Genomic DNA, 21892 nt, shown 5'->3' on the forward strand with positions numbered 1-21892 from the left:
GTTGTCGCCGGTGTGCTCGACGGTGCCGTCGGGGCTGGTGAGGTTGTTGAAGAAGATGAAGTGCTTGTCGGAGACGGCCTTGCCCTCGGCGCTGAGCACGATGGCGGAGGCGTCGAGGTCGAACTCGGTGCCCGTGGTGGTGCGGACGTCCCAGCCCAGACCGACGATCACGTTGGTGAGGCCGGGCGCCTCCTTGGTGAGGCTGACGTTTCCACCCTTGCTGAGGCTGACGCTCAACGTAGTAGCTCCACATCTGTTGTGGGGGGCTCGTTCCCCCCGGATTCGAGCTGGCCCGGCCGAGCCTAACGGGAGGAATCGGACGGGCACTCGCGGTGTGAACGGGCGAGTATGCCCGTGCGTTCCCGGACACGTGAAGGAACTGTCGGTGGCCGGTCCTAGACTCGCCGTCGATGAGCCCCGCAGCCCGTACCCCCGTGTCCAGAAGCCCTGGCGCCCCGAAGCCCGCCGCCCCCTCGTCCACGGGCAAACGGCTGCTCCTTCTCGACGGCCATTCGCTGGCCTACCGGGCGTTCTTCGCGCTGCCCGCGGAGAACTTCCGCACGGGCACGGGGCAGACCACCAACGCGGTCTACGGCTTCACGTCCATGCTCATCAACCTGCTGCGCGACGAGGTGCCCACCCACCTCGCCGTGGCGTTCGACGTCTCACGGAAGACGTTCCGGTCCGAGCGGTTCACCGAGTACAAGGCCAACAGGACCACGACCCCCGACGACTTCAGGGGCCAGGTCGACCTCATCAAGGAGGTCCTCACCGCGCTGGCCATCCCGTTCTTCGCCGTCGAGAACTTCGAGGCCGACGACGTCATCGCGACGCTCGCCACCCAGGCCGAGGCCGACGGCTTCGAGGTGCTCATCACCACGGGCGACCGCGACGCGTTCCAGCTGGTCAGCGACAACGTCATGGTGCTCTACCCCAAGCGCGGGGTGTCGGATCTGGGCCGCATCGACCCCGCCGAGGTCATGGAGCGCTACGGGCTCACCCCGGCGCAGTACCCGGATTTCGCGGCGCTGCGCGGCGACCCCAGCGACAACCTGCCCAACATCCCCGGAGTCGGGGAGAAGACCGCGGCCAAGTGGGTGCGTGAGTTCGGCTCGCTGGGGGATCTGGTCGACCGCGTCGACGAGGTCAAGGGCAAGGCGGGCGACGCCCTGCGCGCCCACCTCGCCGGGGTGCTGCTCAACCGCCAGCTCACCGAGCTGGTCCGCGACGTGCCGCTCGACGCCGTGCCGTCTCAGCTCGAGGTGCGGCCGTGGGACCGCGACGCGGTGCACCGGCTGTTCGACGAGCTGGAGTTCCGCGTCCTGCGCGAGCGGCTGTTCGCCACGCTGCAGAGCGCCGAGCCCGAGGCCGAGGGCGGCATCGAGGTGCAGGGCGGTGCGCTGGAGCCCGGCAGCGTCCGGGCCTGGCTGGAGGCCAACGCGAGCGACGGGCGCCGGGTCGGGCTCTCGTTCCACGGCCTCACCGGGCTGGCCACCGGCAGCGACCTCGTCGGCATCGGGCTGGCCGCGGGCGAGCCCACCGTCGAGGCGCGGGCCGCCGGGGCCTCGGCCGGGGTGCCGCAGGCCGCCTACCTCGACGTCACCACGCTCACCCCCGACGACGAGAAGGCGCTGGGGGAGTGGCTGGCGGATGCGACCGTGCCGAAGGCCGCCCACGACGCCAAGGCCGCCCTGCACGCGCTGCGCGCGCGCGGCTGGACGCTCGCCGGGCTCACCAGCGACACCGCGCTCGCCGCCTACCTCTCGCGGCCCGGGCAGCGCACGTTCGACCTCGCCGATCTCGCCCTGCGCCACCTGCGCCGCGAGCTGCGGGTCGACGGCGCCGAGGAGACCGGGCAGCTGTCGCTGCTCGGTGGTGAAGAGGAGGCCGACGCCCAGGTCGCCAACGCGCAGATGGTGTCGGCGTCGGCGATCGCCGAGCTGGCCGACGCGCTCGACGTCGAGCTGGCCGAGAAGGCCGCCGGCGGGCTGCTGGCCGATCTGGAGCTGCCGCTGGAGTACGTGCTGGCCGATCTGGAGGCCGCGGGCATCGCGGTCGACGGCGAGCTGCTCTCGGGCCTGGAGTCGGAGTTCGGCGCCCAGGTGCAGCAGGCCGCGCAGGACGCCTACAAGGTGATCGGCAAGGAGATCAACCTCGGCTCGCCCAAGCAGCTGCAGGTGGTGCTGTTCGACGAGCTGAACATGCCGAAGACCAAGCGCACCAAGACCGGCTACACCACCGACGCCGACGCGCTGCAGACGCTCTTCGAGCAGACCGGCCACGAGTTCCTGTCCCACCTGCTGCTGCACCGCGACGCGATGCGGCTGCGGGTCACGGTCGAGGGGCTGCTCAAGTCCGTCGCCGAGGACGGGCGCATCCACACCACCTACAGCCAGACCATCGCGGCCACCGGGCGCCTGAGCTCCACCGAGCCGAACCTGCAGAACGTGCCCATCCGCACCGCGGCCGGGCGCCGCATCCGCGAGACGTTCGTGGTCGGCGCGGGTTACTCGGAGCTGATGACCGCCGACTACAGCCAGATCGAGATGCGGATCATGGCGCACCTGTCGGAGGACACCGCGCTGATCGAGGCGTTCCGCTCGCAGCACGACTTCCACGCCGAGACCGCGGCGCGGGTGTTCGGGGTCGAGCCGACGGAGGTCACGGCGGCCCAGCGCGCCAAGATCAAGGCGATGAACTACGGGCTGGCCTACGGCCTCTCCGCGTTCGGGCTGTCCAACCAGCTGCGCATCCCCACCGAGGAGGCCCGCGGCCTCATGGACGACTACTTCGAGGGCTTCGGCGGGGTGCGCGACTACCTCGGGGGCGTGGTCGACCAGGCCCGCAAGGACGGCTACACCGCCACCATCATGGGCCGCCGCCGCTACCTGCCCGATCTCACCAGCGACAACCGGCAGCGCCGCGAGATGGCCGAGCGGATGGCGCTCAACGCCCCCATCCAGGGCAGCGCCGCCGACATCATCAAGGTCGCCATGCTCGGCGTGCACCGCGCGCTGGCCGACGAGAAGCTGCGCAGCCGCATGCTCCTGCAGGTGCACGACGAGCTGGTGCTCGAGGTGGCCGAGGGCGAACGCGAGCAGGTCGAGACGCTGGTGCGCCGGGAGATGGCGGCGGCGGCGGAGCTGAGCGTGCCCCTGGAGGTCTCGGTCGGGTACGGGCGCAGCTGGGACGACGCGGCCCACTGAGCGGAGCTCGCGGAGCGGTCGTCGGGGCGGGGCGGAGCTCGCGGAGCGGTCGTCGGGGCGGGGCGGAGCTCGCGGAGCAGTTGCCCGGGGCGGGGCGCAGCGTGCCGCCGGGCCGCGGCCACATGATCGGACGCGGTCGCACCGCAGCGCCCCGGCCAGGGCCGCAGCGTGCGGCGCGTCGCGATCAAGCGTGGTCCGGCTCTCCGATGATCGGCGCCCGTCGCACGTCAGCGCCCTGCCCGGGACGGCGGCGTGCGGCCGGCGGCGATCACGGGGCGGGGCCGTACCCGCCGGCGGTTAACCTCCGCCGATGGCCACGGACCGATCACCCGCCGGGCTCGACGTCCAGCCGTTCGTCGCCACCCGCTACCGCGACCCGGCGCAGCTGCCGCACCTGACGTCGCCCGCCTACGACCTGATCCCGCCCGACGAGCGGGAGCGCCTGGCGGAGGCCGACGAGCACAGCATCGTGCACCTGACGCTGCCCACGTTCGGGGCCGCCGACGCCGCGCGGCGGCTCGCGCTCTGGCGCCGCGACGGCACGCTCGTCGTCGACGACCGGCCCGCGCTCTACGTCTACGACCTGGCCGAGGAGGAGACGGTCTCCACGCGCGGGTGGCTGGCGGCGGTCGGGCTGCCGGCCAACGGGGTCGTGTCCCCGCACGAGGCCACGGTGGCGGCCGCCGTCGCCGACCGGCTCGCGTTGCGGGAGGCGACCCGGGCCGATCTCGAACCGGTCGTGCTCACCCACGACGGCGAGCCGGGGGCCGCCGACGAGCTGGCCCACCGGGTCGTCGCGCAGGAGCAGCCGCTGCTGGACCTCACCGACGACGGCGGCGTGCGGCACCGGCTCTGGCGGGTGGCCGATCCCGCGCCGATCGCCGTGGTCCGCGCGGACTTCGCCGGCCGGCGGGCCGTGATCGCCGACGGCCACCACCGGTGGGCGAGCGCCCGGCAGGACCAGGCCGCCCAGGCCGGGCCGGGGCCCTGGGACCGGGGCCTCGCGCTGCTCGTGCCCACCGTCCCGCACGGGCCGCGGGTGGAGTCCATCCACCGCGTCGTGCCCGGCCTGGCCCTCGACCGGGCGGTCGCGGCGGCCTCGGACGCGTTCCGGGCCGAGCCGCTCGACCCGCAGGCCGACCCGTGGACCCTGCTCGTGTCGGCGCACGACACCCTCGTGCTGCTCACCGACGGCGCGCGCTGGGTACGGCTCACCGAGCCCGACCGCGACCTGTTGCTGCGCGAGGCGCCGCCCGGTTGGCACGATCTCGACGTCGCGCTGGTGGACGCGGGCCTGGTGGAGGCCCGGTGGCACGGGGCCGGGTCGGTGCTGCTGCGGCACTCGGTCGCGTCCGCGCTGGCCACCGCCCGGCAGACGCAGGGCGTGGCCGCGCTGGTGCGTCCGACCCCGGCCGCCGTGGTGCTCGACCTCGCGGCGCGGGGGGTGCTGATGCCACGCAAGTCCACGCTGTTCGTGCCCAAGCCGCGCACCGGCCTGGTCCTGCGCTGCTTCGCCGACGAACCGGCCGGGTGACGCCCCGCCGACGGTCGGGCGCCGGCAGCATCCACATGCTGCTGCCGGCGCCCGACCTCGAACGTCGGGCGTCTGCCGTGGTCAGCTCCATCCGTGGTTCCGCATGCCGCACCTCCTCTGCTGGTCGTGGGTCCCCGGCGGGTGGTGATCAGCTCCAGCCGTGGTTGCGCATGTCCGCACCTCCTCCCGTGGTCGTGGGTTCCCGAAAGGGGTCGTGATCAGCTCCAGCCGTGGTTGCGCATGTCCGCGTCTCCTCCTTCTCGGCACCGGTCGCCCGGTGGACGTGATGGACGTGAAGGTCGTGCTGCCGCGACTGGCGCAACCGGACCGGGTGGTCCGTACTATCTGCAAGCAGCCGCTGACACGGAGAGGGTACGAATGGGAACCGGGAACGGGGCTTCGAGCAGCAGCAACCCGTGGACCGGAGCCGTGCGCCGGTGGCCTGTGTGGCAGGAGCCGGCGCGCACCCTCTACCCGGTGCTGATGGTCGAGCTGACCGCCGTCGTGCTCGGCGGCGTGCTGCTCGCCAGGCAGCCCCGCCCCGCCCTCGCCGAGGTGGTGGCCGCCGTCGTGCTGGTGCTGGCCGGGGTCGCCCACGCCGAGATCGCGCTCGGGGTGGAACGGGCTCGGCGGCGCATCGCGCACGGCAACATCGTCGATCTCAGCTCGATCTGGACCTTCGCCGCCGTCATCGTGCTCCCGGCCTTCGACGCCGGGCTGGTCGCGGCGCTGGTCTACGGCTACTTCTGGGTCCGCGCCTGGCGACTGCGCACGCGGCTCTACCGCCAGCTGTTCAGCATGTCGACGGTGGTGCTGGCGTGCTTCGCCGGCAGTGCGGTCCTGCACTACGTGATCGGCCCGGGGTCGCTGATCGACGCGGCGCCGGCCGTCGTCCTGCCCGGTGTACTGCTCGCCATCGTCGTCTACACGTGTGTGAACACCTGCCTGGTCGCCGGGGCCATCGCGCTGAGCAGCCGTGAGGCCAGCGTCTCCACGATGTTCGCCTCCTGGGACGAGAACATGCTCGAGCTCGCGACCCTCTGCCTGGGCGCCTTGACCGGAGCCGCGCTGCTGATCAACCCGCTCCTGGCCCTGGGGGTGGTGCCGCCGCTGGTGGTGCTGCACCGGGCCGCTCTGGTCCGTCAGCTGGAGAAGGCCGCGAACACCGACGCCAAGACCGGGCTGCTCACGATCGCGGCCTGGTACCGGAGCGTGGAGGCGATCTTCCGTCGGGGGGCCGGCCGGGGGCCCCGGCCCACCGCGGTCCTGGTCGTGGACCTCGACCACTTCAAGTCGATCAACGACACCTACGGGCACCTGGCCGGTGACCACGTGCTCACCGCCGCCGCCCACGCGGTCGGTGCGGAGGTCCGGAGCGACGACCTGGTGGGGCGGTTCGGCGGCGAGGAGTTCGTCGTGCTGCTCACCGCCGACGACCGGGCCGGGCCCGTCGCCGACGCCGTGGACGTGGCCGAGCGCATCCGCCGGCGGATCGGGGACCTGCGGGTGGAGATCGCCACGCCGGACGGGCCGCTCACGGTCAGCACGGTGTCGGCGTCGGTGGGGGTGTCGGTCGTCGGTCCCGGCCCGCTCACCCAGGTCTCGGCGCTGATCCACGCGGCCGACGCCGCCCTCTTCGTGGCCAAGCGCGCCGGGCGCAACCAGGTCCGGCTGGCCGGTCCGGCCGAGGTGGTCCGCGATCCCGCTCCGCACAACGGAGCCGCCTGACTACGGCGACGGCCCGAGGACCTGCAGCGTCGCCGGGCCGAGCCGCAGCCACCCGTCGTCCACGGGCTCGCAGCGCACCCCTCCCCGGCCCCGCAGCGCCTTCCACGCCCCTGGGCCGATCACCACGTCCATCCAGCGGCAGGGCTGCGCCGGGCGGTGGCCCCGGAACCGCACGGGCCCCTCGCCGCTGTCGAGGCTGAACTCGCGGCCCACGAGGTCGTCGACGCGGGCGCCCCGCAGCACGATGTTGCGCCGGGCCAGCGCGGCGTCGGGGACGCCGGGCAGGCCGAGGTCGGTGGCGAGGGGGTCGAGCGACTCGGCCGCGAACACCGTGACCGCGGCACGGCGGTGGGCCGGGTGGGCGAAGTAGCGGTCGCCGACCAGGCCGAGCCCGGCCCGGACCTCCACCCGCTCGCGCAGCACCGGGACCGGGTCGGGGCGGGGACCGTCCGCGGGCCGGCCCTCGTAGGCGTGGATCGCGGAGACCAGCAGCGCCTCGATCACCACGTCCACCGGGCAGACGGTACTTGCCGACGCCACGGCAGGGGATGATGCCGCCGTGCCGCTGTTCGGAGCCACCGACCCGTTGCCGACCCGCCCGCGCCGCGTGCTCGTCACGGGGAACGCCGGCTCGGGCAAGTCCACCCTCTCCGCCGCTCTCGCGACCCGGCTCGGCGTGCCGTACCACGAGCTCGACGCCCTGCACCACGGACCGAACTGGGTGCCGCGCCCGGAGTTCGCCGCGGACGTGGCCGCGTTCGCCGCGACCGACGCGTGGGTGTGCGAGTGGCAGTACGGCGCCGTCCGGCCGTTGCTGCTGGCCCGCGCCGACCTGCTGGTCTGGCTGGACCTCACCCGCCGGCAGGTCGCCCGCCAGCTCGTTGCGCGCACGGTGGTGCGTCGCCTGCGCCGCACCGAGCTGTGGAACGGCAACGTCGAACCCCCGCTGTGGACGGTGGTCACCGACCGCGACCACCTCCTGCGCTGGGCGTGGCGCGTGCATCCGAAGACCGGGATGCGGGTCCGGAAGGTGCTGGCGATGCCGGACGGGCCGCCGGTCGTCCGCCTGCGCAACCGCCGGGAGGTCGCGGCCTGGCTCGAGGGTCCGGTCGCGGCGGGGTGAGCCGTCGGCGCGTCCTCGCGGGGTGTCCGGGGCCCACCGGTAGCCTTCCCCCTCGAACGGCTGTTCGCGGAGGGGAGTGCGTGTGCGGGTGCTCGGCGTCGACCCGGGGTTGACCCGGTGCGGGCTCGGTGTGGTCGACTCCCCGGGCGGGCGTCAGGTGCGGTGCGTCGCCGTCGATGTCGTGCGCACCCCGGCCGACGCCTCGCTGGAACGGCGGCTGCTCGCGCTCGGCGCGGAGGTGGAGCGCTGGATCGCGCTGCACCGGCCCGACGTGGTGGCCATCGAGCGGGTGTTCAGCCAGCACAACGTGCGCACCGTGATGGGTACCGCCCAGGCCAGCGGGGTGGTGGCGCTGCTCGCCGCCCGCGCGGGCCTGCCGGTCGCGTTCCACACCCCGAGCGAGGTGAAGGCGGCCGTCACCGGCGAGGGCCGGGCGGGCAAGGAGCAGGTCACCACCATGGTCACCCGCGTGCTGCGGCTGGCGGAGGCCCCGCGGCCCGCCGACGCCGCCGACGCGCTGGCCCTGGCGATCTGCCACTGCTGGCGGGCCCCGATGATGGACCGGATGGCGGAGGCGAAGGCCCGCGCCGACGAACTGGCGAAGATCCACAAGGCGCGGGTGGCCGCGGCGGCGAGGGAGGTGGCGGGCCGATGATCTCCTCGGTGCGCGGTGAGGTGCTGCAGATCGGGCTCGACCACGCCGTCGTCGAGGTCGGCGGGGTCGGTCTGGCGGTGTTCGCCACGCCGAACACCCTCGCCGGGCTCCGGCGCGGGGAGCAGGGCCGGCTCGCCACGTCGCTCGTGGTGCGCGAGGACTCGCTCACCCTCTTCGGCTTCGCCGACGACGAGCAGCGCGACGTGTTCGGGCTCCTGCAGTCCGTGGCGGGGATCGGGCCGCGGATGGCGCTGGCCACCCTCGCCGTCCTCGCCCCCGACGACCTGAGCCGCGCGCTCACCGAGGGCGACGTCAAGACGCTCACCCGCGTGCCCGGGATCGGCCCGAAGGTCGCGCAGCGGATGGTGCTGGAACTCAAGGACAAGGTCGCGCCCCCGGCGGCCCCCCCGTCGCAGCTCCCGGTGACGGCGAGCGGCAATCCCCGTCGTGACCAGGTCGTGGAGGCGCTGGTCGGCCTGGGCTTCACCGCCAAGCCGGCCGAGACCGCGGTGGACAAGGCCCTGGCGGGCGACGCCGACGCCGACGCGGCCGTCCTGCTCCGCACGGCCCTGGCCGCCCTGGGCCGTTCGTGACCGCCCCCGCCCCCGCCCCCGCCCCCGTCCCCGTCCCGTGGTCACTCATGGCGGTTCGCGGGCCCGTTCTGACGGCCGTCGGTGACCAGGTGGCTCGTGTGGTGTGGTCTTGTGGGCCCGGCCGTGGGTGAGCTGAGGCCCGAGCCCGAGGCTGACGACCTGCTCGTCGAGGCCACGCTGCGGCCGCGGAACCTGCGCGAGTTCATCGGGCAGGCGCGGGTGCGGGAGCAGCTGGAGCTCGTGCTGGAGGGGGCGCGGCGGCGCGGGGACCCGCCCGACCACATCCTGCTCTCGGGCCCGCCCGGGCTGGGCAAGACGAGCCTGTCGCTGATCGTCGCCACCGAGATGGGAGCGGCGATCCGGATGACGTCGGGCCCCGCGCTGGAGCGCGCCGGCGACCTCGCGTCCATCCTCACCACGCTCATGCCCGGCGAGGTCCTGTTCATCGACGAGATCCACCGCATCGCCCGCCCCGCCGAGGAGCTGCTCTACCTCGCGATGGAGGACTTCCGCGTCGACGTCATGGTGGGCAAGGGCCCGGGCGCCACGTCGATCCCGCTCGACATCAACCCGTTCACGCTGGTGGGGGCCACCACGCGGTCCGGCTCGCTGACCGGTCCGCTGCGCGACCGCTTCGGGTTCACCGCGCACATGGAGTTCTACGAGCCCGACGAGCTGGAGCTGGTGCTGCGCCGCGCGGCCCCGATCCTGGGCGTCGACCTGCGCCGCGACGGGGCCGAGGAGATCGCCGGGCGCTCCCGGGGCACGCCCCGCATCGCGAACCGCCTGCTGCGCCGGGTGCGCGACTTCGCCGAGGTGCGCGCGGACGGCGCCGTCACCCGGCAGGTCGCCCGCGACGCCCTCGCCGTCTACGACGTGGACGAGCTCGGCCTCGACCGTCTCGACCGCGCCGTGCTGAGCGCGCTGGTGCGGTCGTTCGGGGGCGGGCCGGTGGGGGTGTCCACGCTGGCCGTGGCCGTGGGGGAGGAAGCGGGTACCGTCGAGGAGGTCTGCGAGCCCTACCTCGTACGCGCCGGAATGCTGGCGCGCACGCCCCGGGGCCGGGTGGCCACTGCGGCGGCCTGGGCCCATCTGGGTATCGCCGCGCCGCCCGACGTCACCCCGGGCGGCCCCTCGGCGTTGTTCTGAAGCGGGGGCTGGCAGACTCGGGTGGCCCTCGACTTGCGGAGTTACGGAGACCATGGACCTCTCGCTGATCTTCCCCTTCATCATCCTGCTGCTGTTCATCCCGATCTTCCTGTCCGGCCGGAAGCAGAAGCGCTTGGTGGCGGAGATGCAGGCGCTGCAGGCCTCGCTGGAGCCCGGTGACGTGGTCACCACCACGTCTGGGCTCCGGGGCACCGTGGTCGACGCCTCCTACGAGGACACCATCGACCTGGAGATCGCCGACGGCGTCGTCACCACCTGGGTGCGTGCCGCCGTGAAGGACAAGGTCGCCCTCGACGACGCCATCGACGGGCATCACTACACCGCCGACGACGCCGCCGACTCCACGGACGCGCCGGTCGAGCTGTCCCCGTCGCTGGAGAAGGCCCCCTCTCTCGACAAGGCCCCCGCGGTCGAGGACACCGGCAACGGCACCGCGCGCAGCTGACCCACCCCCTCCGCCGCCGACCCGCACCGGGGTCGCGGTGACGTCAGGAAGAGAACCTCTGCAGTGGCAACCACCCCGGGGCAGATCCGCCCCGCGCGCTACCTCGCGGCCTTCGCCGGCGTCGTGGTCGTGCTCTACGCGCTGGTGTTCTTCACCGGCGACGGCAAGCCCGCTCCCAAGCTGGGCATCGACCTGCAGGGCGGCACCCGCGTCACGCTGGTGGCGCGCACCGAGTCCGGGGCCGTTCCGCCGCGCGACCAGCTCGTGCAGGCCCAGCAGATCATCGAGCAGCGCGTCAACGGGCTCGGGGTCAGCGGCGCCGAGGTCGTGCTCGACGGCAACAACCTGACGATCACCGTCCCCGGCGACGCGGGGGAGCAGGCCCGATCGCTGGGGCAGACCGCCCAGCTGCGCTTCCGCGAGGTCATCGGGCAGCCGGTCCCGGCCGCGCCCGCCGCTGCCCCCACCGCGGGCACGCCCACCACCGGAACCCCGGCCGGCGGGGCTCCCGCGGCCACCCCGGCCCCGGCCGCACCGGCCCCGAACCAGCCGCAGGGGGCCGCGGACCCGTCCGCGCCCGTGCAGCGCGCCGTCGCGCCGGTCGCGTTCTCCCATCCGCTGCAGTCGCCCACCCCCACCCCGGCGCCGACCACGCCCGGTGCCGGCACGCAGGCCGATCCGGCCGACCCGCAGGTCGCCGCCGCGATCGAGGCCGCCCGGAAGCTTCGGCAGAGCAGCGATCCCGCCACCCAGCAGGCGGCGCTCGCCGCCCTGGACTGCTCGGCCAAGGACCCGCTGCGCGGTTACGACGACCCGACGAAGCCGCTCGTCGCCTGCAACCAGGACGGCACCGAGAAGTACGTGCTCGGCCCGTCGTTCCTCGAGGGCACGCAGATCGCGACGGCCGCGGCCTCCCCGAACCCGCAGGGCGCCGGCTACATCATCAACCTGACCTTCAAGAGCGAGGGCCAGGCCATCTGGGGTGACTACACGTCGAAGAACATCGGCAAGCAGGTGGCGTTCACCCTCGACGGCGAGGTCGTGTCGGCCCCGACCATCAACAGCGCCATCTACGGCCAGACCGAGATCTCCGGGCAGTTCAACCAGGCGTCGGCCAACAACCTGGCCGGGGTGCTGCGCTACGGCTCGCTGCCGCTGTCGTTCGAGTCGTCCGAGGCCCAGACGGTGTCGGCCACGCTCGGCCTCGCCTCGCTGGAGGCCGGCCTCATCGCCGGTGGCGTGGGGCTGCTGCTCGTCTTCGTCTACTGCCTGTTCTACTACCGCGTCCTCGGCCTGCTGACGATCCTGTCGCTGGTGCTGTCGGGCGCCATCGTCTTCGCCGTGCTGGTGCTGCTGGGCCGCTGGATCGGGTTCACCCTCGACCTCGCCGGCGTCGCCGGGTTCATCGTGGCCATCGGCATCACGGCCGACTCGTTCGTGATCTTCTTCGAACGGTTGAAGGACGAGATGCGGGAGGGCAGATCGTTCCGCTCCGCCGTGCCGCGGGGCTGGGTGCGGGCGCGCCGCACGATCCTCTCCGCCGACGCGGTCAGCTTCCTCGCCTCCGCCGTGCTCTACATCCTCGCCGTCGGCCAGGTGAAGGGCTTCGCGTTCACGCTCGGCCTCTCCACGGTGCTCGACCTCGTGGTCGTCTTCCTCGTGACGCACCCGCTGGTGGCGCTCGCGTCCAACTCGCGGGTGTTCTCCAGCCCGACGCTGTCGGGGCTGGGCGCGGTCGCGCGCATCGGGGCCGACCGCAAGAAGGCCGCCGCCACCGCGGCGAAGTCCGTATCCATCTCGAAGGGGGCCTGACATGGCCACGTCAGGGGTCCTCTCCCGGCTCTACACCGGCACCGGCGCGTTCGACATCGTCGGGAAGCGGAAGACCTGGTACGTCGCGTTCGGCCTGCTCGTGGTCATCTGCCTGGTGTCGATCGTGTTCCGCGGCTTCAACCTCGGCATCGACTTCACCGGCGGCACCCAGGTGCAGTTCCCCGCGTCGGGCACGTCGGCGCCGGCCACCACCGAGACGGTGGGCCCGGTGGTCGAGAAGGCGATCGGCGAGCCCGCGGAGTCGATCCAGACCGCGGGTACCGGGGCGTCGCAGTCGGTCCTCATCCGCACCAACTCGCTCACGCCCGCCCAGACGGTCGCACTCAAGCAGGCGCTGTTCGACTCGTTCAAGCCCCGCGGCACGGACGGCACACCGTCCCAGCAGGTCATCAGCGACAGCGCGGTGAGCGGGAGCTGGGGCGGTCAGATCACCCAGCAGGCGATCATCGCGCTGGCGGTGTTCCTCGTGCTGGTCACGCTGTTCCTGGCGTTCTACTTCGAACGCGCGATGGCCGTGGCCGCGCTCGTGGCGCTGATCCACGACGTCGTCGTCACCGCGGGCATCTACTCGATCGTCGGGTTCGAGGTCACCCCGTCCACGGTGATCGGCCTGCTCACCATCCTGGGCTTCTCCCTCTACGACACGGTCGTGGTGTTCGACAAGGTCAAGGAGAACGGCCGCGGCCTGCTCGGCCTCACCCGCCGCACCTACGGCGAGGCCGCCAACCTGGCGCTCAACCAGACGCTCATGCGCTCGATCAACACCTCGCTCATCGCGGTGCTGCCGGTCATCGGCCTGATGATCGTCGGTGTCGGCGTGCTCGGGGTCGGGACGCTGGCCGACCTGGCGCTGGTGCAGATGGTCGGCATCGTGGCCGGTGCGCTGTCGTCGCTGATGCTGGCCACGCCGCTGCTCGTCGACCTCAAGATGCGCGACCCGCGCTACCAGCAGCAGGCCAAGCGGGTCGCGGCCCGGCGCGCGCGGGCGTCGGCGCAGGCCACCGACGCGGACGGCGACGAGCCGGACCTCGCCGACGACGCCGTGCTCGCCACCGAGCTGCGGCGCGAGCGGGCGATGGCGGCGGCGTCGAGCGCGCCGGCGCGGCCCGGCAAGTCGGGTTCGCGCGCGGCCCGGCCGTCCGGCAAGGCGTCGCGTCCGACGGGGAAGCGCAGCCGTTGAGCGCCGAGACCGTCCCGGACGACTCGGTGCTGGAGCTCGCCCACGTCCTCGGGCTGGTCCGCGACGTTCCCGACCATCCGCAGCCGGGAGTGCTCTTCCGCGACGTCACGCCCGTGCTGGCCGACGCCGAGGCCTTCGCCACCATCGCCACCGAGCTGGCGTCGCTGGTGGGGGAGGCCGATGTCGTGGTCGGGGTGGAGGCGCGGGGGTTCCTGCTCGGCGCCGCCGTCGCGCTGGTGGCGGGCACCGGCATCGTGCCCGTGCGCAAGGCGGGCAAGCTGCCGCGCGTCGCGGGGTCGCGCACCTACGAGCTCGAGTACGGCACGGCCACCCTGGAGCTGCCGGCGGACGTCATCGCCCCCGGGGCACGCGCGTTCGTCGTCGACGACGTCCTGGCCACCGGCGGCACCGCGGCCGCGGCCTCGGCGCTGCTGGCCGGCGCCGGCGTCGACGTGGTCGGCTTCGGGGTGCTGCTGGAGCTCACGGCGCTGGGCGGCCGCGACGCGCTGGCCCCGATCCCGGTGCACGCCCTGCTCACCGTCTGACCGGTCCGGGACTATCCTTCCCAGGGTGACCGATGTTCAGCCCGCCGCCCCGGTGTCCGAAGCCGAGGCCGACGGGGTGAGCTCGCGGCCCTCGGCCACCCGGCGCGTCCGCGCCCGCATCGCACGACGGATGACGCCACAGCGGGTGGGGCCCGTCGCCCCGGTCCTGGAACCGCTGGCCAGCGTCCACCGCGCCATGCACCCCAAGGCCGATCTGGCGCTGCTGCAGCGCGCCTACGACGTGGCCGAGGAGAAGCACGAGGGGCAGAAGCGCAAGTCCGGCGACCCCTACATCACCCACCCGCTGGCCGTCTCCACGATCCTGGCCGAGCTGGGCATGGACACCACCACGCTGGTGGCGGCGCTGCTGCACGACACGGTGGAGGACACCGACTACTCGCTCGACCGGCTGCGCGACGAGTTCGGCGAGGAGGTCGCCCACCTCGTCGACGGCGTCACGAAGCTCGACAAGGTCGAGCTGGGCAGCGCGGCGGAGGCCGAGACCATCCGCAAGATGGTGGTCGCCATGGCGCAGGACCCCCGCGTCCTGGTGATCAAGTTGTCGGACCGGCTGCACAACATGCGCACCATGCGGTTCCTACCGCCGGAGAAGCAGGCCAAGAAGGCCCGCGAGACCCTCGAGGTGCTCGCCCCGCTGGCGCACCGGCTGGGCATGGCCACGGTGAAGTGGGAGCTCGAGGACCTGTCGTTCGCGATCCTGCACCCGAAGAAGTACTCGGAGATCGTGCGGCTCGTGGCCACCCGCGCGCCCTCGCGCGACACCTACCTCAAGCAGGTGATCAGCGAGGTCTCCACGCAGCTCGACGGCGCGCGGATCAACGCGAAGGTCGAGGGCCGCCCCAAGCACTACTACTCGATCTACCAGAAGATGATCGTCAAGGGTAAGGACTTCGACGACATCCACGACCTGGTCGGCGTCCGCGTGCTCGTCGACGAGGTGCGCGACTGCTACGCCGCCATGGGCATGGTCCACGCGCTGTGGCAGCCGATGCCGGGCCGGTTCAAGGACTACATCGCCCAGCCGCGGTTCGGGGTCTACCAGTCGCTGCACACCACCGTCATCGGGCCGGACGGCAAGCCCCTGGAAGTGCAGATCCGCACGCACGAGATGCACCACACCGCCGAGTACGGCATCGCCGCGCACTGGCGCTACAAGGAGATCGCGCGGGGGCAGTCGGGCGGCAGCGGCGTCGAGCTCGACGACATGTCGTGGATGCGCCAGCTGCTCGACTGGCAGCGGGAGGCCGCCGACCCGGGCGACTTCCTGGAGTCGCTGCGTTTCGACCTGGGCACCAAGGAGATCTTCGTCTTCACGCCCAAGGGCGACGTGATCACGCTGCCGTCCGGCTCCACGCCCGTCGACCTGGCGTTCGCCGTCCACACCGAGGTCGGCAACCGCTGCATCGGCTCCCGCGTCAACGGCCGGCTCGTGGCGCTGGAGCGCAAGCTCGAGTCCGGCGACGTCGTGGAGATCTTCACGTCCAAGGCGGAGGGGGCGGGCCCCAGCCGCGACTGGCTGGCGTTCGCCGCGTCCCCGCGGGCCAAGACGAAGATCAAGCAGTGGTTCGCGAAGGAGCGTCGCGAGGAGGCCATCGAGGCGGGCAAGGAGGCCATCACCCGCGAGGCGCGCCGCACGTCGATGCCGCTGCAGCGGCTGGTCTCCGCCGACGCCATGGCCGCGCTCTCGCACGAGCTGCACTTCCCGGACCTCTCCGGGCTCTACGCCGCCGTCGGTGAGGGCCACGCGAGCGCCCGCCACGTCGTGCAGCGGCTCGTCGCCCTGCTCGGGGGCGAGGAGCAGGCGGAGGAGGACCTCGCCGAGCGCGCCACCCCGTCCACCGTGCGGCTGCGCCGGGCCGCGGGGGAGGCCGGCGTCGTCGTCCGCGACGGCGAGGCCGACATCGGCGAGCTCTACACGAAGCTCGCCCGCTGCTGCACGCCCGTGCCCGGCGACGACATCCTCGGCTTCGTCACCCGCGGCGGTGGCATCTCCGTGCACCGCACCGACTGCACCAACGCCCAGGAGCTGCAGAGCCGCGCCGAGCGGATCGTCGACGTGGCGTGGTCGGTGTCGCCGGGCTCGGTGTTCCTCGTCGCGATCCAGGCCGAGGCGCTCGACCGCCACCGGCTGCTCTCCGACATCACGAAGGTGCTGGCCGACGAGAAGGTCAACATCCTGTCGGCGTCGGTCACCACGTCGCGCGACCGGGTCGCGGTCTCGCGCTTCAGCTTCGAGATGGGCGACCCCAAGCACCTCGGCCACGTGCTCGGGGCCGTGCGCAACGTGGAGGGCGTCTACGACGTGTACCGGGTGACGAGCGCGAGCTGACGGAACGCCGGGTGAGCTGCACGTCGAGAATCGGGCCGCGGCAGGGCACCCGACGTGGCCGGGCCGTCGTGACCGGGGGGCCGCGGCGCGAGCGGGGAGCCAGGCGCGCCGCGAGGCCGGCCGAAGATCGCACCGTGATCCCGCCGTGGGCGTGGTCGCGGGTGTGGTCCTGGTCGGACGGCGCCGGGCTCAGCCGCCCCACAGGCCGCAGTGGTGCTCGGCGGCCACGTCCGCGGCCGGGCGGGCGGCCATGGTGGTCGCGCCGATGGAGAGCACCTGGCCGGCGCCGCTCCAGCGGGGCCAGGTGCGGGCGTCACCGCTCGGGTCGCCCGCGACCACGAACCGTGCCCAGGCCGCCACCATCCGGTCGGCCTGCGTCCGCTGGGCCGGGGTGAACGCCGGCTGCCCGGGCACGAGGTCGAACAGGTAGGCCATCTCGGCGCCGTGCGTGGCGCCGCCGGCCAGCGTCGGCGGCAGCCCGATGAACGTCGACGGCGCGGTCGGGTCGGCGAACTCGTAGGCGTAGAGCGGGGCCTGCGCCTTCCCGTAGGCCGCCAGCGCGGGGCAGGCGTACGCCCGGTCGGTGACGACGTCGGCCCAGGCCCGGCCGGGGGAGCGGCCGAGGGCGGGGTAGGCGCCGCCGGCCGCGGCGGGGTCCGGGGCGACGGCGGCGAGCATGGACCGGAAGCGGTCGACGGTGAGCGGGGCGCCGGCGTTGTCGAAGAACGCGGCGGTGAACAGCGTGCCCTCGTCCTGGTCGGTGCCCATGAGCGTCGGCATCGGGCGGGGGTCCTCCGGCCGGGCGGGCAGGGTCGGCGTGCCGACCGCGGGGCTCCAGTACACCCCCGTCCCGTGGACGAGACGCGCGACGGGCTGCGCCCGCAGGCAGGCCAGGGCCGTCGCGGGGTCGGGGCAGCCCAGCCGCGCGGCCGCGGCCAGCCCGTTGCGGACCACCTGGTCCACCGGCTTCCAGGTGGCGCTCGCCGGGCCGGCGGCGGGGACGACCACGCGGTAGAGGTCGGCCGTGCCGCACTCGCCGCTCTGGACGACCGCCTGGCGGAACAGGTCCGCCGCGGTCGGCGAGGCCCTCTGCGCGCACACGCTGTCGGCGCCCGCGGACTCCCCGGCCAGCGTCACCGCGGCCGGGTCGCCGCCGAACGCGGCGACGTTGCGCTGCACCCACCGCAGCGCCGCCTGCTGGTCGAGCAGCCCGAAGTCGCCGGAGCCGTCGAGCCCGGGCAGACCCAGGTAGCCGAGCATCCCGAGCCGGTAGTTCGCGGTGACCACGACCATCGGCCCGGCCGTGGCCAGGCGTCGGGGATCGACGTCGCCGCCCGACCCTGCGCTGAACGCGCCGCCGTGCAGGAACACCAGCACGGGCAGCGTCGACGCCGCGGTGGTGCCCGCCGGGACCGTGACGTCGACGGTCAGGCAGTCCTCGTCCGTGCTCGCCGCCGTCAGGGTGCGGGGTGCCGGGAGCGGCGGCGAGCTGGGGGCAGCGGGGACCGGGTCGCGTGTGGTCCCGGGTGCCGGTCCACCCCGACGCGGGCTGCGGCGGGGCCCAGCGCAGCGGACCGACGGGCGGGGCGGCGTAGGGCAGGCCGCGGTAGCGCAGGACGTCACCGTCGGCCAGGCCCGTGACCGCGCCCTGCTCGACGGTGACGGCGGGGCCGAGCGGAGGGGCGACGGGACCGGGCGCCGAGCAGGCCGCCAGGAACGACAGGCCGATCGCGGTCGACACCCGGCGACGCACGGCTCCCCGTCGTGGTCGGGACGGCGACCGGCTCGACCGGCGTGCCGCCGCCGGCCCGGGCGCCGGGCGGATCGTCATGGCCCCGCCGAGGAGCGCGTCAGCCCACCACCGCGGACGTGATCGTGACGGGCACCTTCGGCTTGCCGTCGCCGGCACCGTTCGAGTCGTCCTCGCCCGCCTTGGCGATCTTGTCCAGCGTCGCCAGGCCGGGGGCGTCGATGGTGCCGAACACCGTGTAGTCGGGGGGCAGCGTCGAGTCGGCGTAGACGAGGAAGAACTGGCTGCCGCCGGAGTTGGGCGCCGACGTCTTGGCCATCGCCACCGTGCCGCGCGGGTAGGTGACCGTGCCGTTCGCGGCGGGGGCCAGCCCCTTGGGTGCCTCGTCGGTGATCGTGTAACCCGGTCCGCCCGAGCCGGTGCCGGTCGGGTCCCCGCACTGCAGCACCTTGAGGCCGGCCCCGGTGGTGAGGCGGTGGCACGTCGTGCCGTCGAAGTACTTCTGGCGCGCCAGGCTCAGGAAGCTGTTGACGGTGCAGGGGGCCTCGGCGGCGTTGAGGGTGAGCCGGATCGGGCCGGCCGACGTGGTGAGCGCGACGGTGCTGGTGCCGGTGGTGGGCACGTCCTTGGTCGTGGGCGGGTTGTTGGCCTTGGCGGCCGAGCCCTCGGGCGGGTAGGCGCAGCTGCCGGGCGGCAGGGCGGCCGCGGCCTGCGACGTGGGGGTGGCGGCGTCGGAGGGGGCGGCCGCGGTGTCGCTGCTCCTGGGCAGCGTGGTGAGCAGCACCACGCCCACCACCACGACGACGACCACCGCGACGGAGGTGATCACGGCGATCTGCCGGCGTCGCTTCGCCTGCTGCACGCGCCGTTCCTGCTGCCGGGCGAGCTTGCGCTTCGCCGCCTCACGCCGCATCTGGTTCGTCGCCACCGACACATCTCCCTCGCTCGCCCGATCGCGCGCAGGATAACCAGCCATCCTGAGAGAACCCCGTGGCCCTCGCTGTCTAGGGTTGGGCTGTGCTTGTCGCAGGTTTTCCGGCCGGGTCGTTCCAGACCAACTGCTACGTGGTGGCGTCCGCCGCGGGGGAGGCGTGCGTGGTGGTCGACCCCGGCCAGGACGCCGTCGAGCCCCTCGAGGCGCTGCTCGCCGAGCACCGGTTGACGCCGGTGGCGGTACTGCTCACCCACGGCCACTTCGATCACACCTTCTCCGTCGCCCCGGTCTGCGACGGCCACGACGTGCCCGCCTGGATCCACCCGGACGACAAGGACATGCTCGCCGACCCGATGAAGGGCATGTCCACCCAGGCGTCCGCGTTCTTCGGCGGCAGGATCGAGCTGCGGGAGCCGAAGGAGGTCCGCACGCTCGCCGACGGTGGCTCGCTGGAGCTGGCCGGGCTCACCCTCGGCGTCGCCCACACGCCCGGCCACACCGAGGGCTCGGTGATCTTCACGACGCCCACCGAGGAGGGGGTCGAGGTGATCATCGCGGGCGACACGCTGTTCGCGGGCTCCATCGGGCGCACCGACCTGCCCGGCGGCGACTTCGCGAAGATGCAGGCCAGCCTGCGCGACAAGATCCTCACCCTCGACGACTCGGGCGTCGTCCTGCCGGGCCACGGGCCCACCACCACGATCGGTCGCGAGCGGGCGTCCAACCCGTACCTGCAGGACCTCGGCACGCCGGCTCCCGGACGTGGGATGTGAGCACCTTCGCCGCCCCCAAGGGCATCCCGGAGTACTACCCGCCGTCCTCGGCCGGGTTCGAGCACGTCCGCTCCACCCTGCTCACCGCGGCCGACCGGGCGGGCTACGGGCTCATCGAGCTGCCCGTGTTCGAGGACACCGGGCTCTACGCGCGGGGGGTCGGGGAGTCCACCGACGTCGTGTCCAAGGAGATGTACACCTTCGCCGACCGCGGCGAGCGTTCGGTCACGCTGCGGCCCGAGGGCACGGCGGGCGTCGTCCGGTCGGTGATCGAGCACGGCCTCGACCGCGCCGGGCTGCCCGTCAAGCTGCGCTACGCCGGACCCTTCTTCCGCTACGAACGCCCGCAGGCCGGCCGCTACCGGCAGCTGCAGCAGGTGGGCGTCGAGGCCATCGGGGTGGACGACCCCGCGCTCGACGCCGAGGTCATCGCGATCGCCGACGAGGGTTTCCGCGCGCTGGGTCTCACCGGCTACCGGCTGGAGCTCACCTCGCTGGGCGACGCCGACTGCCGTCCCGCCTACCGGGAGCTGCTGCAGGAGTTCCTCGCCGGCCTCGACCTCGACGAGCCCACCCGCGCCCGCGCCGCGCTCAACCCGCTGCGGGTGCTGGACGACAAGCGCCCCGAGGTGAAGGCGCTGATGGCCGACGCGCCGCTGCTGCTCGACCACCTCTCGCCCGTCTCGGCCGAGCACCACGCCGCCGTGCTCAAGCACCTCGACGCCCTGGGCGTCGCGTACGTCGAGAACCCGCGGATGGTGCGCGGCCTGGACTACTACACCAAGACCACCTTCGAGTTCGTCCACGACGGGCTCGGCGCGCAGTCGGGCATCGGCGGCGGCGGTCGCTACGACGGGCTGATGGCCACGCTCGGCGGCCAGGAGCTGTCGGGCATCGGCTACGGTATCGGCGTCGACCGCACCCTGCTGGCGTGCCGCGCCGAGGGGCTCGCGCCCTGGTCGGAGGCCCGCTGCGAGGTGTTCGGGGTGCCGCTGGGCGACGCGGCCCAGCAGCGGCTCGTCGTGCTGGCGGGGGAGCTGCGCACGGCCGGGGTGCGCGTCGACCTGTCCTACGGCGGCCGCGGCCTCAAGGGCGCGATGAAGTCCGCCGACCGCTCCGGCGCCCGGTTCGCGCTGGTGCTGGGCGATCGCGACCTGGAGTCGGGCACGGTCGGGGTGAAGGACCTGGTGGCGGGCTCCCAGGAGTCGGTGGCCCTGGACGCGGTGGTGGCGGACCTGCTCACCCGCCTCGCGTGAGCACCTCGCAGCCCGTGGGGTGTCGTCGCAGCACGCCGGCGGGCTGCGACGTGCGCGGCGGGCTGCGACGTCGGGGCGCCTCCCGATCCCGCACGACGCGCAACGGGTGCGGCGGCGCAGGGGCGGGCGCGCTGATCGACGGCGGCGATCATCGGGTGAGCGGCCGGCCGGTGATCGCGGCGCGCCGCACGCTGACGTCCTCGTCAGGGCGTCGGTGTGCGGTCCGTGGCGATCACGTGGGAGCCGCACGGTGAGCGACGAGGACGCCCGGCGGTGGGACGCGCGGCACGGCGCCGTCGACGCGGTGGGTCCGCTGCCGCCCGACGCGCTGCGGGGGCGCCTCGACCTGCTGCCGTCCGGCGGGCTCGCGCTGGATGTCGCGTGCGGGCGTGGGGCGGTGTCGCGGTGGCTCGCCGAGCGCGGGTTCGTCGTCGACGCGGTGGACGTGTCCCCGGTGGCGCTCGCCACCGTCGCCGAGGTCGAGGGTGTGCGGGCCGTCCGCGCCGACCTCGATCTCGGGCTTCCCCCGGTCTGCGCGGGGCCCTACGACGTCGTCGTCTGCCAGCGGTTCCGCGACCCCGCGCTCTACCCGACCTTCGTCGAGCGGCTCGCGCCCGGTGGCCTGCTGGTGGTCACCGTGCTCTCGGAGGTCGACGACGAGCCCGGCCCCTTCCGCGCCCCGGCCGGCGAACTGGAGGGGGCCTTCGCCGGCCTCGACGTCCTCCTCCAGCGCGAGGTCGACGGCGAGGCCCACATCGTGGCCCGGGCCGTCCGCGCAGACCCCGCATCCTCCGCGCGGGCCCCGTAACCCCTGCGA

General features: G+C 73.7%; 19 protein-coding genes and 1 pseudogene. 15 read left to right on the top strand and 5 right to left on the bottom strand.

The features are described 5' to 3' along the window. Nucleotides 1–237, bottom strand: a 237-nt coding sequence (locus BGP03_RS31170) for a TerD family protein (RefSeq protein WP_299738459.1), incomplete at its 3' end; no start/stop codon positions are given. Between the two features lie 173 nt (nucleotides 238–410). Between BGP03_RS31170 and polA the strand changes: the two genes are divergently transcribed. From polA to BGP03_RS31185, 3 genes are all read left to right on the top strand, one after another. Further along, nucleotides 411–3206, top strand: a complete 2796-nt coding sequence (polA, locus tag BGP03_RS31175; RefSeq protein ID WP_296368512.1) for a DNA polymerase I — start codon at nucleotides 411–413, stop codon at nucleotides 3204–3206. Between the two features lie 310 nt (nucleotides 3207–3516). Then, nucleotides 3517–4740 carry a DUF1015 domain-containing protein gene (locus BGP03_RS31180; RefSeq protein WP_298799846.1) on the top strand — a complete coding sequence of 408 codons (1224 nt, stop codon included), beginning with the start codon at nucleotides 3517–3519 and terminating at the stop codon, nucleotides 4738–4740. Between the two features lie 429 nt (nucleotides 4741–5169). Continuing rightward, the gene (locus BGP03_RS31185) at nucleotides 5170–6468 is read left to right on the top strand and encodes a GGDEF domain-containing protein (RefSeq protein ID WP_296368515.1); all 1299 of its coding nucleotides are present in this window, start codon (nucleotides 5170–5172) and stop codon (nucleotides 6466–6468) included. On the opposite strand, the gene BGP03_RS31190 is transcribed toward BGP03_RS31185, so the two are convergent. Continuing rightward, on the bottom strand, nucleotides 6469–6981 hold the full coding sequence (locus tag BGP03_RS31190) for an MOSC domain-containing protein (RefSeq protein WP_296368517.1): 513 nt from the start codon (nucleotides 6979–6981) through the stop codon (nucleotides 6469–6471). A gap of 46 nt (nucleotides 6982–7027) precedes the next feature. Between BGP03_RS31190 and BGP03_RS31195 the strand changes: the two genes are divergently transcribed. The 9 genes from BGP03_RS31195 (at nucleotide 7028) to BGP03_RS31235 (ending at nucleotide 16362) form a co-directional block, all read left to right on the top strand. After that, nucleotides 7028–7591 (top strand): AAA family ATPase, encoded by a 564-nt coding sequence (locus BGP03_RS31195; protein WP_296368520.1) that lies wholly within the window; start codon nucleotides 7028–7030, stop codon nucleotides 7589–7591. Between the two features lie 82 nt (nucleotides 7592–7673). Further along, nucleotides 7674–8246 carry a crossover junction endodeoxyribonuclease RuvC gene (gene ruvC / locus BGP03_RS31200; protein WP_296368522.1) on the top strand — a complete coding sequence of 191 codons (573 nt, stop codon included), beginning with the start codon at nucleotides 7674–7676 and terminating at the stop codon, nucleotides 8244–8246. Beyond that, nucleotides 8243–8839 carry a Holliday junction branch migration protein RuvA gene (gene ruvA / locus BGP03_RS31205; RefSeq protein ID WP_298799847.1) on the top strand — a complete coding sequence of 199 codons (597 nt, stop codon included), beginning with the start codon at nucleotides 8243–8245 and terminating at the stop codon, nucleotides 8837–8839. Before ruvC ends, ruvA begins: the two co-directional genes overlap by 4 nt. Before the next feature lie 123 nt (nucleotides 8840–8962). Beyond that, entirely contained in the window at nucleotides 8963–9988 is a 1026-nt protein-coding gene (gene ruvB / locus BGP03_RS31210; protein WP_296368526.1) for a Holliday junction branch migration DNA helicase RuvB, read from the top strand. A gap of 52 nt (nucleotides 9989–10040) precedes the next feature. After that, nucleotides 10041–10454, top strand: coding sequence for a preprotein translocase subunit YajC (yajC, locus tag BGP03_RS31215; RefSeq protein ID WP_296368528.1), 414 nt, complete (start codon nucleotides 10041–10043; stop codon nucleotides 10452–10454). Nucleotides 10455–10517: 63 nt separating this feature from the next. Then, the gene (gene secD, locus BGP03_RS31220) at nucleotides 10518–12266 is read left to right on the top strand and encodes a protein translocase subunit SecD (RefSeq protein ID WP_298799848.1); all 1749 of its coding nucleotides are present in this window, start codon (nucleotides 10518–10520) and stop codon (nucleotides 12264–12266) included. Between the two features lies 1 nt (nucleotide 12267). After that, complete coding sequence (gene secF, locus BGP03_RS31225; RefSeq protein WP_296368532.1) at nucleotides 12268–13467, top strand: protein translocase subunit SecF; 1200 nt, start codon at nucleotides 12268–12270, stop codon at nucleotides 13465–13467. 29 nt (nucleotides 13468–13496) lie between these two features. Further along, nucleotides 13497–14012 carry an adenine phosphoribosyltransferase gene (locus BGP03_RS31230; protein WP_298799864.1) on the top strand — a complete coding sequence of 172 codons (516 nt, stop codon included), beginning with the start codon at nucleotides 13497–13499 and terminating at the stop codon, nucleotides 14010–14012. Nucleotides 14013–14064: 52 nt separating this feature from the next. Further along, nucleotides 14065–16362 (top strand): bifunctional (p)ppGpp synthetase/guanosine-3',5'-bis(diphosphate) 3'-pyrophosphohydrolase, encoded by a 2298-nt coding sequence (locus BGP03_RS31235; protein WP_296368563.1) that lies wholly within the window; start codon nucleotides 14065–14067, stop codon nucleotides 16360–16362. Nucleotides 16363–16551: 189 nt separating this feature from the next. Here the strand turns inward: BGP03_RS31235 and BGP03_RS31240 are convergent, their stop codons facing one another. The 3 genes and pseudogenes from BGP03_RS31240 to BGP03_RS31245 form a co-directional block, all read right to left on the bottom strand. Further along, on the bottom strand, nucleotides 16552–17823 hold the full coding sequence (locus tag BGP03_RS31240) for a carboxylesterase family protein (protein WP_363094888.1): 1272 nt from the start codon (nucleotides 17821–17823) through the stop codon (nucleotides 16552–16554). A 34-nt stretch (nucleotides 17824–17857) separates the two neighbouring features. Next, a pseudogene (locus tag BGP03_RS36135) lies at nucleotides 17858–18193 on the bottom strand (carboxylesterase family protein); the annotation flags it as partial. A 19-nt stretch (nucleotides 18194–18212) separates the two neighbouring features. Further along, nucleotides 18213–19040, bottom strand: coding sequence for a peptidylprolyl isomerase (locus BGP03_RS31245; protein WP_298799850.1), 828 nt, complete (start codon nucleotides 19038–19040; stop codon nucleotides 18213–18215). A gap of 89 nt (nucleotides 19041–19129) precedes the next feature. Between BGP03_RS31245 and BGP03_RS31250 the strand changes: the two genes are divergently transcribed. The 3 genes from BGP03_RS31250 to BGP03_RS31260 all read left to right on the top strand — a co-directional run bounded on the left by BGP03_RS31250 (nucleotide 19130) and on the right by BGP03_RS31260 (nucleotide 21883). Next, nucleotides 19130–19819: an MBL fold metallo-hydrolase gene (locus tag BGP03_RS31250; RefSeq protein ID WP_298799851.1), complete on the top strand. Its 690-nt coding sequence runs from the start codon at nucleotides 19130–19132 to the stop codon at nucleotides 19817–19819. Continuing rightward, nucleotides 19816–21075, top strand: coding sequence for a histidine--tRNA ligase (gene hisS / locus BGP03_RS31255; protein ID WP_296368538.1), 1260 nt, complete (start codon nucleotides 19816–19818; stop codon nucleotides 21073–21075). Before BGP03_RS31250 ends, hisS begins: the two co-directional genes overlap by 4 nt. 250 nt (nucleotides 21076–21325) lie before the next feature. Next, nucleotides 21326–21883, top strand: a complete 558-nt coding sequence (locus tag BGP03_RS31260; RefSeq protein ID WP_298799852.1) for a methyltransferase domain-containing protein — start codon at nucleotides 21326–21328, stop codon at nucleotides 21881–21883. Nucleotides 21884–21892 lie beyond the last annotated feature (9 nt).

This window comes from Pseudonocardia sp. 73-21, assembly GCF_001899645.1.
In the GTDB taxonomy this organism is placed as follows: Bacteria; Actinomycetota; Actinomycetes; order Mycobacteriales; family Pseudonocardiaceae; genus Pseudonocardia.

Coding starts and splice junctions, on each gene's coding strand:
- ruvA (WP_298799847.1), top strand. CDS start 8,243: ATGATCTCCTCGGTGCGCGGTGAGGTGCTGCAGATCGGGCTCGACCAC.
- BGP03_RS31180 (WP_298799846.1), top strand. CDS start 3,517: ATGGCCACGGACCGATCACCCGCCGGGCTCGACGTCCAGCCGTTCGTC.
- polA (WP_296368512.1), top strand. CDS start 411: ATGAGCCCCGCAGCCCGTACCCCCGTGTCCAGAAGCCCTGGCGCCCCG.
- yajC (WP_296368528.1), top strand. CDS start 10,041: ATGGACCTCTCGCTGATCTTCCCCTTCATCATCCTGCTGCTGTTCATC.
- secF (WP_296368532.1), top strand. CDS start 12,268: ATGGCCACGTCAGGGGTCCTCTCCCGGCTCTACACCGGCACCGGCGCG.